Source organism: Gammaproteobacteria bacterium, assembly GCA_037388465.1.
Lineage (GTDB): Bacteria > Pseudomonadota > Gammaproteobacteria > SpSt-1174 > SpSt-1174 > JARRKE01.
On sequence record JARRKE010000050.1, the window covers coordinates 1 to 15,155 of the forward strand.

Sequence of the window (15,155 nt, forward strand, 5' to 3'; positions counted from 1 at the left end):
CCGCCCGGCAGCGGGCCTGCCAGCTCCGGCAGGGTGGGCGGGGCATACATGGGCGAACGCAGGCGCCGCTGTTGTTCGGCGCTGGTCAGCGGGGTGTTGGTAATGGTGTCCGCGAGGGAGGGCTGCGCCGGCTGGGGCTGCTTGTCGACCTTGTAACGGAAGTTTTCCGAATACGGGTTGTCGCGGGCATCGATCAGAGCGTGTTCCTGCAGCTCGGCGAGGAGCTTGGCGTAAAGGCGCTCGAGCGATTCGTTAACGAGTTTTTCGGAGTGGCGGTACATGGACATGCGCAGCGGACGCGGCAGGTTCGCGGCCTTGAGCGCGTCGCGCAGGATTTCCGTATGCGTGAGAGGGTCGACCACGTCCGGGTTCATCGTCCGCCCGGTCTTTTCCCGCAGGGCGAGCAGGGCGGTGCGCAGGGCTTCGAGTTTGGAGGAGAACCATTCCCGGTTGCGGCGTGCCACGCCTTCCAGGGCGACGTTTTCCTCGATATCCGCCTCGTCCACCAGGGTGAGGGCGGCGATATCGAAGGAGGTCGGTTCGTCTTGTTCGCGGGTGCGGTGCTGTTTGTTGAACAGGTCTTGCAGTGCCTGCTGGGCAAACGTCACCAGTTGCTGGCTTTGTTTCTTGAGGGCCTGGATGGCCTCGGTGTTTTCGCTGTAGTAACGGGCGGGGTCGAGCTGAATCTGGGATTCGAGCTCCTGTTCCGCAGCGGCCTGCACCTCGATCAGCGTCCGGGACAGCTCGCTGCTCACTTCCTGCTGCAGGTGTTGGATCAGCTCGGCGGTATTTGTCGTCACGGTATCCTTGCCCCTGTTGCTATTGCATTGAGCGTATTGGGTTATTGGGCGGCGTCAAGTCCAAATGGCCGCGGGTCGAGTGGCGGCGGCCGCCGCAGGATCTGGCTGGCGGCGAGTTCGGCGGAGGCCAGGCCCATGACCACGCCGTTGCGGTAGTGGCCCGCGTTCAGGTAGAGGCCCTGGATTTCCGGGTGTTCGCCGATATAGGGGATGCCCTGCGGCGACCCTGGACGAAGCCCGGACCATTGCTTTTCGATCGGAAACTGTTCGAGGCCGGGCGCCAGATCGAAGGCGATGGCCGTGAGCTCTTGGCGCGCGCTTTCGGTGGTGTGCTTGTCGAAGCCGACCTCTTCCAGCGTGCTGCCGGCCAGGATTCGCCCGTCGCGGCGCGGGATGAGGTAGTGGCGTACCGGACGGATGTCGGGGGCGCTGCGAAATGCCGGGAACAGGCCGCCGCTCCAGGCGCCGCCGGCGACGAGGACATTTGCGGCGCTCAGGTGCTCGCCGGCGGTCCTGACCGCCTGGATACGACCGTCCCGGATGTCCAGCGATTCGACCTGACACTGCTCGCGGATATTGATGCCGAGCGGTGGCAGGCTCGCGGCCAGCGACTTGACCAGGCGCGGATTGCGGATCTGGGCCACTTCGGGAAACAGCATGCCGGTGGCAAAATCGGCTTTGAGCGCCGGTTCGTCGCTGTGCAGGGCGGCGTCATCCAATTGCTCGATTCTGGCCTGATAGCGCTCTGCCCAGGCCCTGGCGGCTTGTTCGTCTTCCCGGTCGAGCACCAGCAGTCCGCTGGGGGTCCATTCCGGGTCGATGCCGGTTTCCTCGAACAGGCGCTGGGCCAGGTCCGGATAGAGGGGCTGGGAATACGCCGCGAGCCGGTTGACCGGGTCCGGGTAGCGCCAGGGGTAAAGCGGCGAGAGGATGCCGCCGCCCGCCCAGGAGGCTTCATGGCCGAGTACGCCCTGTTCGAGCAGGGTGACTTCGGCTCCCGCTTCGGCAAGGAAGCGTGCGGTGAGCATGCCGATCAGGCCGCCACCGACGACGATGCAGTCGGTCATGTCTGGGCGGGTATATGAAAGCGTGGAGCGGGTGATGGGAATCGAACCCACGTTAAGAGCTTGGGAAGCTCCCGTTCTACCATTGAACTACACCCGCGTGGACCGTCATTCTAATAAGGCTGCCCGGTCGCCGACAACACGTATCGTGTGGCGATTCGGCCGGCGGCGGCCGGATGACGTAGAATATTACGAAAACCTGAAGTATGGGTTGGAAATCTCGATCATGATGGAAATCATTCTCAACGGCGAGCGCCGGGAAGTGCCGGAAGCCATCACGGCCGCCGGGCTGGTGGCGTTGCTCGAACTGGGTGAACGGCGTCTGGCGATGGAGGTGAATGCCGAAATCGTGCCGCGCAGCACGCTGGCGGAACACACCCTGCACGCCGGCGACAGGGTCGAGATCGTCCACGCCATCGGCGGTGGATGAGGCCCGCCATCAAGCACACTCTACGGGAATACGCATGTCCACAGTAACGAACACTCAGGCCGCTGCGGTCGAACACGACGATCCGTTGATCATTGCGGGGCAAAGCTACCGCTCACGTCTGCTGGTCGGTACCGGCAAGTACAAGGACCTGGACGAGACGCGCCGCGCCCTGGAGGCCAGTGGCGCGGAAATCGTCACGGTCGCCGTACGGCGCACGAATATCGGCCAGAACCCGGACGAACCGAACCTGCTGGATGTGGTGTCGCCGGACCGTTACACCCTGCTGCCGAATACGGCGGGTTGCTACAACGCGGAAGATGCCGTGCGTACCTGCCGCCTGGCCCGCGAACTGCTGGACGGTCACGATCTGGTCAAGCTCGAGGTGCTGGGGGACGAAAAAACCCTGTTCCCCCACATCACCGAGACCCTGAAGGCCGCCGAGACACTGCTCAAGGACGGTTTCAAGGTCATGGTTTACACCAATGACGACCCGATCATGGCGCGGGAACTGGAGAACATGGGCTGTGTGGCGGTCATGCCGCTGGCCGCGCCGATCGGTTCCGGCCTGGGTGTCCGCAACCCCTACAACATCCTCGAGATCGTGGCCAACGCCAAGGTACCGATCCTGGTCGACGCCGGTGTCGGCACGGCCTCCGATGCTGCCGTGGCGATGGAGCTGGGCTGCGACGGGGTGCTTATGAACACCGCCATCGCCGCGGCAAAGAATCCGGTGCTGATGGCCTCCGCCATGCGCAAGGGCATCGAGGCGGGACGCGAGGCATTCCTGGCCGGGCGCATGCCGCGCAAGCGCTATGCTTCGGCCTCCTCGCCCGCTGAAGGCCTGTTCTTTTAACCCGTCGCGATATGTCACAACCGGAAGGCGGGCCCACCACGGTTCCCCCCGAGCAGGAAGCCGACCAGGCATCGACGCCGCAAGCCAAGCGTCGACGGGTGCGCAGTTTTGTCCGCCGCGAGGGGCGGCTGACCACCGGCCAGGCCCGGGCGCTGGAGGAGCTGTGGCCGCGCTACGGCGTGGATATGCCGGCAAAGGGCCAGTGGCTGGACTTCCATGCCCTGTTCGGCCGTACCGCACCGCTCACCTTGGAGATCGGTTTCGGTAACGGCGATTCCCTGGCCAGCATGGCCGCGGCCGAATCGGCGCGCAATTTCCTGGGTATCGAGGTGCATCGCCCGGGGGTGGGGCATCTGCTGCAGCGCATCGAAGCGCTGGGCCTGACCAATCTGCGCGTCATGTGCGGGGATGCCGTCGAGATTCTCGAGCGGCACGTCCACCCGGCAAGCATCGACACCATCCAGATATTTTTCCCCGATCCCTGGCCCAAAAAGCGCCATCACAAGCGTCGCCTGGTCCAGCCCGCCTTTGTGAACCTGCTGGGTGAGCGCTTGCGGCCGGGCGGCCGGCTGCATCTGGCCACGGACTGGGAGAATTATGCCCTGCAGATGCTTGAGGTGATGGAGGCGGCGCCGGGATTCGAGAACGAAGCGGGTGCCGGGCAGTTTTCGCCGCGCCCGTCCTCGCGTCCGCTGACCAAGTTCGAGCAGCGCGGCGGACGGCTCGGCCATGGGGTGTGGGATCTGCTCTACCGCCGCGAAGGTGCCTAGCCGGCTGCGAGGTTACAGCAGGACCAGGTTGTCGCGGTGGATGAGCTCGGGCTCGTCCACGTAGCCCAGGATCGGCTCGATCTCCTCACTCGGCCTGCCCATGATGCGGCGGGCATCCTCAGCCGAGTAGTTCACCAGGCCGCGGGCGATCGCCCGTCCTTCGGGGTCCAGACAAGCCACCACCTCGCCGCGCTTGAAGTCGCCTTGCACCTGCTTGACGCCCACGGCGAGCAGGCTGCGGCCCGATTCGCGGATGACCTTGGCGGCCCCGGCGTCGAGGTGCAGTTCGCCGCGGGACTGGAGCTGGCCGGCGATCCACTGCTTGCGCGCCACCAGGGGTTCGCGGTCGGGTGTCAGCAGGGTGCCGATGGTGGCACCGGCGGCTAGCTGCCTCAGTACCTCGGATTCGCGCCCGGAGGTGATGATGGTGGCCGCGCCCGAGCGTGCCGCCCGTTGCGCTGCGTAGACCTTGGTGAGCATGCCGCCGCGCCCGATGTTGGTGCCGGACGGGCCCGCGAATCCGGCCAGGGACGAGTCGTTGGCGGGCGCTTCGGTAATCAGTTTGGCGTCCGTGTGATGACGCGGGTCGCGGTCGTACAGCCCCTGCTGATCGGTGAGCAGGACCAGCAGATCGGCTTCCACCAGGTTGGACACCATGGCGGCGAGGGTGTCGTTGTCGCCGAAGCGGATCTCCTCGCTGGCGACGGTGTCGTTTTCGTTGACGACCGGGATCACGCCCAGGCCCAACAGGGTGTGCAGGGTGCTGCGCGCATTGAGGTAGCGGTGGCGGTCGGACAGATCGTCATGGGTCAGCAGGACCTGGGCCGCGTGCAGGCCGTGTTTCTGAAACTGCTGTTCGTAGGTTTCGACCAGGCCCATCTGGCCCACGGCCGCGGCGGCCTGCAGCTCGTGGAGGGCATGGGGCCGGCGCTTCCAACCCAGGCGATGCATGCCCTCGGCCACGGCGCCGCTGGAAACCAGCACGATCTGCTTGCCCTGCTGGTGCAGGCGGGCGACCTGTTCGGCCCAGCCGGTGATGGCGGAAACATCCAGCCCCCGCCCGTCGTTGGTCACCAGCGAGCTGCCGATCTTGACGACCCAGCGGCGTGCTTCACCCAGTTGTTGTCGCGTCTTCGGCATCTTGTTCCAGGTACTGCATGATGGCCATTTTGAGTTGTTCGCATCCCGCGCCGGTGGCCGCCGAGATGGCGAACCAGGGGCCGCCCCAGCCCAGTTTGTCGACTAGTGCCTGGCAGGTCGAGAGCCGCTCCGCCTCGGGTAGCAAATCGATCTTGTTGCACACCAGCCAGCGCGGTTTTTCGGCCAGTTCGGCGCTGTATTGCCCGAGCTCCGCGACAATGGTGCGGACCTCTTCGGCGGGGTCGGTATCTTCGTCGTAGGGCGCGATGTCGACCAGGTGCAGCAGCAGCCGGGTGCGGGACAGGTGCTTGAGAAACTGGATACCCAGTCCCGCGCCTTCCGCGGCGCCTTCGATCAGGCCGGGGATGTCGGCCATGACGAAGCTCTGGTGCGGTGAGGTCTGTACCACGCCGAGATTGGGATAGAGCGTGGTGAATGGATAGTCCGCGATCTTGGGCTTGGCGGCCGAAACGGCGCTGATCAGCGTCGATTTGCCCGCATTGGGCAGGCCCAGCAGGCCGACGTCGGCAAGCAGGTGCATCTCGAGGCGTAGATTGCGGGCTTCGCCGGGCGTGCCGGGCTTGCACTGGCGCGGCGCCCGGTTGGTGGAACTCTTGAAACGCGCGTTGCCGATGCCGTGAAAGCCGCCCTGGGCGATCAGCAGGGTTTGTCCGATCTCGACCAGGTCGCCGATCAGTTCGCCGGTGTCGGCATCGTAGGCCAGGGTGCCGACGGGAACGGGGATATAGAGATCGGCGCCGGCATGGCCGGTCATGTTGCGGCCCATGCCGCTTTTGCCGTTTTCGGCCTGAAAGGACCGCGTGTGGCGGAAATCGATCAGGGTGTTGAGGTCCTTGTCCGCACGCAAAAAGATGCTGCCGCCGTCACCGCCGTCGCCGCCGTCCGGACCGCCGAATTCGACGTATTTCTCGCGCCGAAAGCTGACGATGCCGTTGCCGCCTTTGCCGGCCTGCACCTTGATCGTGGCTTCGTCGACGAATTTCATGCTGATCCTTTGGGTGTTCGGACGATTATAATCGCCCAACGAAAAAGCCCCGACAATGCGGGGCTTTCGGAGCGTGGAACCGCTGTTCAGGTTCAGGCGGTAACGACGCTCACGTATTTGCGCTGCTGCGGACCCTTGGTCTCGAACACGACCTTGCCGTCGGTCTTGGCAAACAGGGTGTAGTCCTTGCCCATGCCGACGTTGGCACCGGGGTGGAACTTGCTGCCGCGCTGGCGAACGAGGATGTTGCCGGCAATCACTTCCTGGCCACCGAAGCGCTTGACGCCCAGGCGCTTGGAAATGGAATCGCGGCCGTTGCGAGTGCTGCCGCCTGCCTTCTTATGTGCCATGTTTCGTTACCTCTCAGCCGGAGATGCCGGTGATCTGGACCTCGGTGAAGTCCTGGCGATGACCGGTACGCTTCTGGTGATGCTTGCGACGGCGGAATTTGATGATCTCGATCTTCTCACCGCGGCCCTGAGTCTTCACGGTGCCCGAAACCTTGCCGCCATCGACATAGGGGGTGCCGACCTTGACCTGCTCACCTTCGCCGACCATCAGGACACGGTCGAACTCGACCTTGTCGCCGGCCTCCGCAGTCAATTTCTCGACGCGAATTACGTCGCCTTCGGCGACTCGATACTGTTTCCCGCCAGTCGTGATCACGGCGTACATCTTGTTTACTCCGCAGACGTGCTGTGAAAAAGAGGCGGGATTCTATCGCTTGCCGGGCCCAGCGTCAATGCGCGCTTTGGCGTTTGATGGATTTCTGTACCGATTCGAGGGAACGCACCCAGGGGCCGAGCTTGCGATAGGTCTCCGGAAGGTCCGCAACGGCCTCGTGGGCGGCCTCGCGGGTTTTGAACGGCCCTGCCAGCAGGACAAACCAGGGTTCGCCCCGGTGGGTTCCCTGGTACCAGGCCAGCGGCAGTGACGCGGGGTGTTCCTTGACGAAGACCTTGAGACGGGTGCCGTCGCTGACGCCCACGAGCTGGAGCATGTACTGGTCGGACGGCTGTTTGAGCAGCCAGGTGCTGTCATGCAGCGTTTCCGTGGGTTTGGGCGATGGCACCACCGCCGGTTTCGGGCGTGGTTTGGGGGCCGGCTGGGGGGGAGGCGTGGTTTCTGCGGCCACGGGCGGTTGTGCCGCAACCGCGGCCGGCGGTTTGGCAGCCGGCATGACGGTCGGCTGAGATGTCGGTTGCGGCGGTTTGGGGCTGACCGTGCCTGTTTGAGGTGCGGGTGTGGCGGGCGCCGTGGTTGCATCAGGCGCCGGTGGCGGTTTCGGGGCTTCGGTTCTGGGTTTGGGCAGCTCCAACGTGGTGGATGCCACCGTGGCGCCCTCCTGACCGGTGTTACGTAGCGCGCGGACAAGGGCGGTGATTGATGTGCCCAGCCCGATGATGATCAACACCAGGGCGGCGGGCACGACCCAGCGGCCGAGTTTGCTGCCCGCATTGGAGGTTCCTTCGCCATATCGGTCTTCCAGGAATTGGGTGATCAGCGGATTGATCGCGCCGGCCAGTCCGCCCGTTTTTTGATGAATGGGGCGGATATCGTCTTCGGACGGGAGATCGGCGTCGTTCAATCCGGCGGCACGCAGGCGGTGGTGAATATAGTCGCGCGTCTGTTGCGGCGTGAACGTACGCAGCCTGACGGTCAGGATCCTGTTGATCAGCGCGCTGAGGGAATGCAGCTCGGCGAGTTTGGGCTCAATGGTTTGCTCGGCCGCCAGCACCAGCGCCGGCATTTTCCCGCAACGCGACTCGACTGTGCTCAGCAGGGATGTGAGGGCGGCCAGGACCGGCGTCACCAGTTGGTTCGCATCGTCGATCATGATGCCCAGCGGTTGTTCCTGGTGCTGCATCAGGACGCATACGTAGTCCTCGATCGGCAGGGTTTCCGGATTGCGTACCTGGGGTACCGGCCACTGGTTGCGCAGGGCGTACTCGATGGCTGCCAGGCTTGTATCGGGGCGGGCTTTGATGTGTAACCAGGCGATCTCGCCGGCCGTGGCCTGTTGCAGACGATAGAGCATGATGCTCTTTCCGGTCTGCGCCTCGGCCTCCAGCAGGACGGGGCGATCGGCGGCCGAGACGTGCTGAAGCAGGACATTGAAGGTCATGTCCAGCGTGTTGTCGGCGTAGATGAAGGCGGGCTCGGCATGCGAGGCGAAGGGCTGGCGATGCAGCCCCAGATTGTCCATGCATTCCGTGGAAAGGATCGTGCTGGCCATGGGTTAAAAGGTAGCGGTGGGGTCGAACAGACGTTGGTATTCGGCGATCGCGTAGCGGTCGGTCATGCCGGCTATGTAGTCGGCAATGACGCGTGCTCGGGCACGGGGTTCTTTGGCGTCATCGCGGCTTTGAATCTGGTGCTGGTAGCGGCTCGGCAGCAGTTTGGGTGCTTCCATGAAGGTATCGAAGAGGCGCTGAATGGTGTGCTTGGACTTGGTGGTCATGCGATAAACGCGGTAGTGCTGATACAGGTGGTGGCGCAAAAAACGTTTCAGTTCCAGATTCATCTCGGCCGTTTCCGGGCTGAAGCCGATCAGGGGCGAGGTGCGATGGCGTACCTCTTCCAGGCTTTGAGGGGCTGCCTGGCGGATATTTTCGGCGCTGGTTTCCACGAGGTCGACCACCAGGCGGTTGATGATGCGGCGGATGGTCTCGTGGATAAGCCGGCGTCCCTCGAGTCCCGGATATGCCTTGAGTACGTCTTCGTATGACTGGTTGAAAAGGGGGATCTCGCGCAGGCCTTCTATGGTCAGCAATTCGGCGCGCAGGCCATCGTCGACATCGTGATTGTTGTAGGCGATTTCATCCGCCAGGTTGTTCAGCTGGGCTTCCAGGCTGGGCTGCCACCCTTTCAGAAAGCGTTCTCCAACCTCACCCAGTGTTTCTGCCTTGGTGCGGGCGCAGTGTTTGAGTATGCCTTCGCGGGTCTCGAAGGTCAGATTCAGGCCAGGAAACTCCGCATAGCGCGATTCGAGTTCATCGACCAGCCGCAGCGACTGCAGATTGTGCTCGAAACCGCCGTGCGGTTTCATGCAGGCGTTGAGCGCCTCCTGGCCGGCGTGGCCAAACGGCGTATGTCCAAGGTCGTGGGCAAGCGCGATTGCTTCCGTCAGGTCTTCGTTGAGGCGCAGCGCACGCGAAATGGAACGCGCAATCTGGGCGACCTCGAGCGAGTGGGTCAGCCGGGTTCTGAAGTGGTCGCCTTCATGATTGATGAAGACCTGTGTCTTGTATTCAAGTCTGCGAAATGCCGTGGAATGAATGATGCGGTCCCGGTCGCGCTGGAACTCACTGCGGTATGACGGAGCAGGTTCCGGGTGACGCCGTCCCTTCGAACCGCTGTCACTGGCGGCATAAAGGGCTAGGCGCGCATCGGTGTCCGCGGGCATTTCAGTCGGTGGCGTGGGCGAGCAGGTTGTCCAACTGATCGGGATCGAACTTCTCCGTAATCACCGCCTTGCCGATGCCTTTCAACAGAACCAGCCGCAGTCGGCCGTTTTTTACTTTTTTGTCCACGGCCATCAGTTCGCGCATGCGGGACCCGGTAAGTTCGGGGGGGTAGGTAACCGGCAGGCGCGCGCGTTCGAGCAGGCTGCGGATGCGCTCCAGGGTCGGCTGGTCGATCCATCCCTGCATGTGGGACAGCCGGGCCGCCATATACATACCGCAGCCGACGGCCTCGCCATGCAGCCAGACGCCGTAACCCAGCCCGGTTTCGATGGCATGCCCAAAGGTGTGGCCGAGATTCAGGAGGGCGCGTTGGCCGGCCTCGCGCTCGTCTGCAGCGACGATGTCGGCCTTGTCCTGGCAGGAACGCTGGATGGCATAGGCCAGTGCGGCGGGCTCGCGTGCGAGCAGTTCGTCGAGGTGTTCCTCGATCCAGGCGAAAAACTCAGGATCGTTGATCAGGCCGTATTTGATGATCTCCGCGATCCCGGCGCTGAGTTCGCGATCGGGCAGGGTGTTCAGGGTGCCGGTATCGACGATGACGCACTGCGGCTGATGGAAGGCCCCGATCATGTTCTTGCCGAGGGGGTGGTTGACGCCGGTTTTGCCGCCAACGGATGAGTCCACCATGGCCAGCAGGGTGGTGGGGACCTGGATAAAGGGGACGCCGCGCTGGTAGCTGGCCGCGGCGAATCCGGTGATGTCGCCGACGACGCCGCCGCCGAGGGCGATCAGGGTGCAGTTGCGGTCGAACCGCCCTTCCAAAAGAGCGGTATAAATCAGGTTCAGAGTGTCGAGGGTCTTGTATTCCTCGCCGTCCGGCAACGTCAGGGTCTGGGTGCGTAGGCCGTCCAGGTGAGACTGCACGCGGTCCAGATAGAGGGGGCCGACGGTGGTGTTGGTGACGGTGAAGGCGGTGGTGCCGCCAATATGGCTGGTGAGGAGTTCTGGTTGGTCGAGCAGCCCGCTGCCAATGTAAATAGGATAGCTGCGGTCGCCCAGCTCCACGGTCAATGTCTGCATAAACGCATGTTAAAGCATGCGTGAAGACCGCGAAAGCTCAGTGTGGCGCGCTGTCCTCGTTTTGCAGCAGTTGTGCGATGCGCCGCGCCACGGCCTTGACCGATTGCCCGTCGGTCTTGAGCGTGACATGGGCGGCTTCGCGGTACAGCGGGTCGCGAATAGCCATCAATTCGTTGAGTTTCAGATGAGGATCGGTGCCGTGCAGGAGGGGGCGGCCCTGGTCATGGCGGGTTCTTTCGACCTGGGTCTCGACGGCAGCCGAGAGATAAATTACCAGGCCGCGCTCATGCAGCATACGGCGGTTTTCCGGCCGCAGGATGGCGCCGCCCCCCGTTGCCAGCACGATCCCTTCCTTGCGGGTCAGTTCGTCCAGCATGGCGGTCTCGCGGTCGCGGAAACCTGCTTCGGATTCGTAGTCGAAGATCGTGGAGATATCCACGCCGGTGCGTGCTTCGATCTCCTTGTCACAATCGTAGAAAGGCCGGTCGAGGCGCTTGGCGACTTGGCGCCCGATGGTGGACTTACCCGCCCCCATGGGGCCAATTAGAAAGACGTTGCGAACTGGCACGAGTCTTACTTAAAGAAAAAGGGGATGGCAATTATGCCATCCCCTCGCCAGGGTTGTTGCTGTAACCGCTTATTGGGTCGCAAGCGAGTTGTTGAGGATCTTCGGGGTCACGAAGATCAGCAGCTCGCTTTTGTCGTTCTTTTTCACGCTGTTGCGGAACAGGTAGCCGATCAGCGGCAGATCTCCGAAGAAGGGTACCCGGTTAACGGTATTGTTTTTGGCGGTTTCGTAAATGCCGCCCAGTACCACGGTCTGTCCGTTATCGACCAATACCTGGGTGTTGATCGCGCGGGTGTCGATACTGGGGACGCCGGCGTAGATCGTTCCCACACTGTCCTTGTTGACCTTGAGGTCCATGAAAACCCGCTCATCGGGCGTAATGTTGGGGGTGACATCCAGGCTCAATACGGCTTTTTTGAACGACACGTTGGTGGCACCACTGGAGGATGCCTGCTGGTATGGGATTTCCACACCTGATTCGATGCGTGCCGGAGTCTGGTTGGATGTGATTACGCGGGGACTGGATACGACCTCGGCGCGGTCCTCAGCCTGGGCGGCGGACAGCTCGAGTTCCAGCAGGCTGCCGAGCGGCAGCTTGGTCAGTGCGAGTCCGATGCTGCCGGCGGGGTTGCTGACCGGCAGGTTGACGTTGTAACGGTCGGGCGCACCGATGGTTTCGCCGTTAATCACATTTGTGGTGGCGTTCAGGTTGCCTGAGGTTATGGAGGCGTTGCCTGTGACCGGGCTGGTGCGTGAGGTGTTGTTGGTAACCCCGAAGCGCACACCCAGTTCGCGGCTGAAGTTGTCGCTGGCGATCACCACGCGGGATTCAATCAGCACCTGACGTACAGGGACGTCGAGGCGGTTCACCAGTGCACGGATCTGGCTGATTTTTTCGGCCGTGTCCTGCACCAGCAACGTATTGGTGCGTGGGTCTACGGTGACGTTGCCGCGAGGTGAAAGCAGGGAGTTCTTCTGTTTCTTGAGCAGGTCCGCAAGGTCCTGGGCACGAGCATAATTGACCTGGATGTACTCGGTGACCAGGGGCGCCAGTTCGGACTTTTGTTTCTGGGCCTCAAGTTCGAGTTTTTCGCGGGCGGCGATTTCTTCCTGCGGGGCGATCAGGATGACGTTCCCGTTCTTGCGCATCGCCAGACCCTTGGTCTTGAGGATGATGTCCAGGGCCTGATCCCAGGGAACGTTTTTCAAACGCAGGGTCAGGTTGCCCTTGACGCTGTCGCTGACGACAACGTTCAAGCCGGTGAAGTCAGCCATCAGCTGCAGGACCGAGCGTACCGGAATATCCTGGAAGTTCAGGGACAGTTTCTGGCCGGTGAATTCCTGCTTCTTGACGACGCCAGCCACCTGTTCCTGCACCGGTTTGATGTCGACGGTGAAGACGTTATCGGTCTGATAGGCCAGTTGCTCGTATTTGCCATGGGCCTGAATAATGATTTCGGTATTGCCGTCCTTGCTGTAGGTGTCGACATATTCCACAGGAGTGGCGAAGTCGGTGACGTCAAGCCGGCGCTGCAGCGCCTTGGAGACCTCTGTTCCCTTCAGGCTGAGCCGGATCTTGCCCTTAAGGTCTTTGAGGTCCACCGGCGTGTTGGGGTCGGACAGGGTGATGATGACCCGGCCGTCGCCGTTGGGGCCTCGGCGGAAATCGATGTTCTTGACTGCGCGCAGGGAGGCGCCGGGCGCGCTGGTTCCCGCAGTCTGCTCAAAGACTCCGCCTGCCGCTGCAGTGCTCGAGGCGAGACTGGTGGTGTGAGAGCCGGGGATGTGGATCGTGACCTGGTTGCCAGCAACGCTGGTCTGATAATTCACCATGCTGGTGAGGCTGATCACGACGCGCGTACGACCCTTGGCTTCGGCCGTGTTCACGCTTTGCGCCAGGCCAACGCCGATTTGTTTGCTGCGCGCCTTGAGCTTGAGTTGCGTATCGGAGAAATCCAGCGCAATCCGGGCCGGGTTGTCGATCGAGAAGCTCAGAGGTTTTTTGGCTGGTCGTGCGAAGCTGAGGGTGATGTCCACCGCATTGCCGGGCAGGCTCGTATAGCCGATCCCGGTCAGGGCATTGGGTTGTGCGGCTTCAGCTGCGTGTGCCGGATGAAAGGCGACAGCTGCAAGGGACAGGAGGAGCAGCGCTACAAGAAGCCAGCGATGCGAATGTTGAATATCAGCCATGCCTCGTGCCTTCAGGTGCTGGGGGGCTGGTCGTGCATTCATGGTCTCGCTCCTCATGCTTATTGACCGCTGATCGCTACTTTGGTCTGGCGTTCCTTGAAACCGCCAAAACCGTCCGGAACGATCTCGCGCAAATAGATTGCATTACTTGAAATACGCAGAATCTTGCCGTCATGTTCGCCCATATAATTGCCCGTCGTGACGCGTTGAATAGTGCCGTCAGGTGTTTGAATGAGCGCCCAGAGCAGGCCCTTTTCCTGAATCGTACCCACCATCTTTAATGTGGAGAGCGGGAAGCTTTCGAGATATTCCGGCGTACGATTTTTATCGATTTTGATGCTGCTGTCCGATTTGGGTTGCTTGTTCGACAACAGGACACTTGAATCGAAGGGGTCGCGTGTGTGTTGCGGGTATTTGAACGTGACCTGAGGCTTGATCTCAGGGATCGGTTCGATCTTGGCGTGTTTCTCGGCCTTGACCTTGTTAACCCATTGCTGCAAATCGGACATGTTGTTGCCGCAACCGGCAACAAAAACAAAACCTGTGAGCAGCAACAGGCGCGCAGCACTTTTTAGCAGGATTGCGAGGTGTCCAGTCGGCTTGTGGGCATTGGCAGGCATGCGGGGTTCCTCAATTGCCCTCTAGGTATCGATAGGTTTTGGCAAGGGCGGACATTTTGATTTCATCGCTGTTTTTGGTTGGCGTTAATTTAATGTTATGTAACGTCACAATCCGGGGCAGTGATGAAATGCCGCTGACGAAATTGCCCAGTTCCTGATAGGTGCCCTGGACGCCGAGTTTGATGGGTTTTTCGGCATAAAACCCTTTCTTGATCTCATTCTGGGGTTGGAACAGATCAATCTCGAGTCCGCTCGACAGCCCGGTTTGCGAGATGTCCACGATGAGGTTGGGAATCTCGGTCTTGCTGGGCAATTGTTTGAGCATGGTGCCGAAGGTGCGGCGCATTTCATCCAGCTGTGCCTTGTATGCCTCAAGGTTGACCGCCTTGGCCTGTTTTCGCTCAAAGGTTTGACGCAGGGTTTGTTCCTTATTCTGGGCTTGATCCAGTTGGGTGATCTGGTCACGCGTATCAAAGTAGTAACCGGCGAAAAGAATGGCAACGAATAAGACGACGATCAGGGCGGCCCTGACCGGCGTCGGTGCGGCGCCGATATTTTTGAAATCGACGCTGGAGATATCGAAATTCTTGATCTCGTTCCAATCCATACCGTTTACCTTTTGTTGGCGCCCTGTTGCTTCTTTTTGGCATCAGGCGTGGTTTGGTCCACGGTGAGCGTGAATCGGCTGAGCCGACGACCTTCCTTGTCTGTCACCTGAATGATTGCGAGCTTGGGATTTGTCAGCCAGGGGGCCGCGTCAAGGTTGCGCATATAGGCAGAGACACGGGCATTCGAATCGGCCATCCCCGCAATGGAGAGTTTTTTGCCGGATTCCGTCATCGAAGTCAGATATATGCCCTCGGGCAAGGTTTTGACCAGTTCGTCGAACAGGTGCACCACCCCGGGACGGCTGACCTGCAGCTGTTGAATGATGTTCATGCGGTCAATCAGCGCTTTCTTGGTGGCTTCGAGCTGCTTGATCTGGGCAATCTTCTGATCCACCAGTTTGATCTCGTTTTCGAGATACTGATTACGCTGGTTCTGGTAATCGATCAGCCCGTTCATGTGGATATGGGCATAGAAGACGAGGATGCCGCCGAGTATGGCCGCGAAGAAGGCGATCGAAATGAATTCGCGCTGCTTTTCCTTGCGGAGTTCTTCGCGCCAGGGAAGGAGGTTGATATGCGCCATGTCAGGTAAAGCTCCTCAGTGCCAGGCCGCATGCGA

Annotated in this window: 17 protein-coding genes and 1 tRNA gene; 3 read left to right on the forward strand and 15 right to left on the reverse strand. The window is 61.5% G+C overall.

Annotation, left to right across the window (positions count from 1 at the left end):
- The 3 genes from P8Y64_09935 to P8Y64_09945 all read right to left on the reverse strand — a co-directional run.
- The coding region (locus tag P8Y64_09935) for a DUF1631 family protein (GenBank protein ID MEJ2060790.1) at positions 1-800 on the reverse strand (800 nt) is incomplete at its 3' end.
- A 41-nt stretch (positions 801-841) separates the two neighbouring features.
- On the reverse strand, positions 842-1,867 hold the full coding sequence (locus P8Y64_09940; GenBank protein MEJ2060791.1) for an FAD-dependent oxidoreductase: 1,026 nt from the start codon (positions 1,865-1,867) through the stop codon (positions 842-844).
- 23 nt (positions 1,868-1,890) lie between these two features.
- A tRNA-Gly gene (locus P8Y64_09945) sits at positions 1,891-1,964 on the reverse strand.
- A gap of 129 nt (positions 1,965-2,093) precedes the next feature.
- Here P8Y64_09945 and thiS point away from each other — a divergent pair.
- The 3 genes from thiS to trmB are packed head-to-tail and all read left to right on the forward strand — an operon-like array spanning position 2,094 to position 3,917.
- Complete coding sequence (gene thiS, locus P8Y64_09950) at positions 2,094-2,294, forward strand: sulfur carrier protein ThiS (protein ID MEJ2060792.1); 201 nt, start codon at positions 2,094-2,096, stop codon at positions 2,292-2,294.
- A 34-nt stretch (positions 2,295-2,328) separates the two neighbouring features.
- Complete coding sequence (locus P8Y64_09955) at positions 2,329-3,147, forward strand: thiazole synthase (protein ID MEJ2060793.1); 819 nt, start codon at positions 2,329-2,331, stop codon at positions 3,145-3,147.
- An 11-nt stretch (positions 3,148-3,158) separates the two neighbouring features.
- Positions 3,159-3,917, forward strand: coding sequence for a tRNA (guanosine(46)-N7)-methyltransferase TrmB (gene trmB, locus P8Y64_09960; GenBank protein MEJ2060794.1), 759 nt, complete (start codon positions 3,159-3,161; stop codon positions 3,915-3,917).
- A gap of 12 nt (positions 3,918-3,929) precedes the next feature.
- On the opposite strand, the gene proB is transcribed toward trmB, so the two are convergent.
- The 12 genes from proB to P8Y64_10020 form a co-directional block, all read right to left on the reverse strand.
- Positions 3,930-5,057, reverse strand: coding sequence for a glutamate 5-kinase (gene proB / locus P8Y64_09965; GenBank protein MEJ2060795.1), 1,128 nt, complete (start codon positions 5,055-5,057; stop codon positions 3,930-3,932).
- A complete protein-coding gene (gene obgE / locus P8Y64_09970; protein MEJ2060796.1) occupies positions 5,029-6,063 on the reverse strand; it encodes a GTPase ObgE in 1,035 nt (344 codons plus the stop codon). The genes proB and obgE overlap by 29 nt, the downstream gene beginning before the upstream one ends.
- A 92-nt stretch (positions 6,064-6,155) precedes the next feature.
- Positions 6,156-6,413, reverse strand: coding sequence for a 50S ribosomal protein L27 (rpmA, locus tag P8Y64_09975; protein MEJ2060797.1), 258 nt, complete (start codon positions 6,411-6,413; stop codon positions 6,156-6,158).
- Between the two features lie 13 nt (positions 6,414-6,426).
- Positions 6,427-6,738, reverse strand: a complete 312-nt coding sequence (rplU, locus tag P8Y64_09980) for a 50S ribosomal protein L21 (GenBank protein MEJ2060798.1) — start codon at positions 6,736-6,738, stop codon at positions 6,427-6,429.
- 64 nt (positions 6,739-6,802) lie between these two features.
- On the reverse strand, positions 6,803-8,299 hold the full coding sequence (locus P8Y64_09985) for an SPOR domain-containing protein (GenBank protein MEJ2060799.1): 1,497 nt from the start codon (positions 8,297-8,299) through the stop codon (positions 6,803-6,805).
- Positions 8,300-8,302: 3 nt separating this feature from the next.
- A complete protein-coding gene (locus P8Y64_09990; GenBank protein ID MEJ2060800.1) occupies positions 8,303-9,469 on the reverse strand; it encodes a deoxyguanosinetriphosphate triphosphohydrolase in 1,167 nt (388 codons plus the stop codon).
- 1 nt (position 9,470) lies between these two features.
- Positions 9,471-10,550: a 3-dehydroquinate synthase gene (aroB, locus tag P8Y64_09995; protein MEJ2060801.1), complete on the reverse strand. Its 1,080-nt coding sequence runs from the start codon at positions 10,548-10,550 to the stop codon at positions 9,471-9,473.
- A gap of 37 nt (positions 10,551-10,587) precedes the next feature.
- Entirely contained in the window at positions 10,588-11,118 is a 531-nt protein-coding gene (gene aroK / locus P8Y64_10000) for a shikimate kinase AroK (GenBank protein MEJ2060802.1), read from the reverse strand.
- Between the two features lie 69 nt (positions 11,119-11,187).
- On the reverse strand, positions 11,188-13,350 hold the full coding sequence (gene pilQ, locus P8Y64_10005; protein MEJ2060803.1) for a type IV pilus secretin PilQ: 2,163 nt from the start codon (positions 13,348-13,350) through the stop codon (positions 11,188-11,190).
- 17 nt (positions 13,351-13,367) lie between these two features.
- On the reverse strand, positions 13,368-13,928 hold the full coding sequence (locus P8Y64_10010) for a pilus assembly protein PilP (protein ID MEJ2060804.1): 561 nt from the start codon (positions 13,926-13,928) through the stop codon (positions 13,368-13,370).
- A 10-nt stretch (positions 13,929-13,938) separates the two neighbouring features.
- The gene (locus P8Y64_10015) at positions 13,939-14,535 is read right to left on the reverse strand and encodes a type 4a pilus biogenesis protein PilO (GenBank protein MEJ2060805.1); all 597 of its coding nucleotides are present in this window, start codon (positions 14,533-14,535) and stop codon (positions 13,939-13,941) included.
- Positions 14,536-14,540: 5 nt separating this feature from the next.
- A complete protein-coding gene (locus P8Y64_10020; GenBank protein MEJ2060806.1) occupies positions 14,541-15,119 on the reverse strand; it encodes a PilN domain-containing protein in 579 nt (192 codons plus the stop codon).
- Between the last annotated feature and the right edge of the window lie 36 nt (positions 15,120-15,155).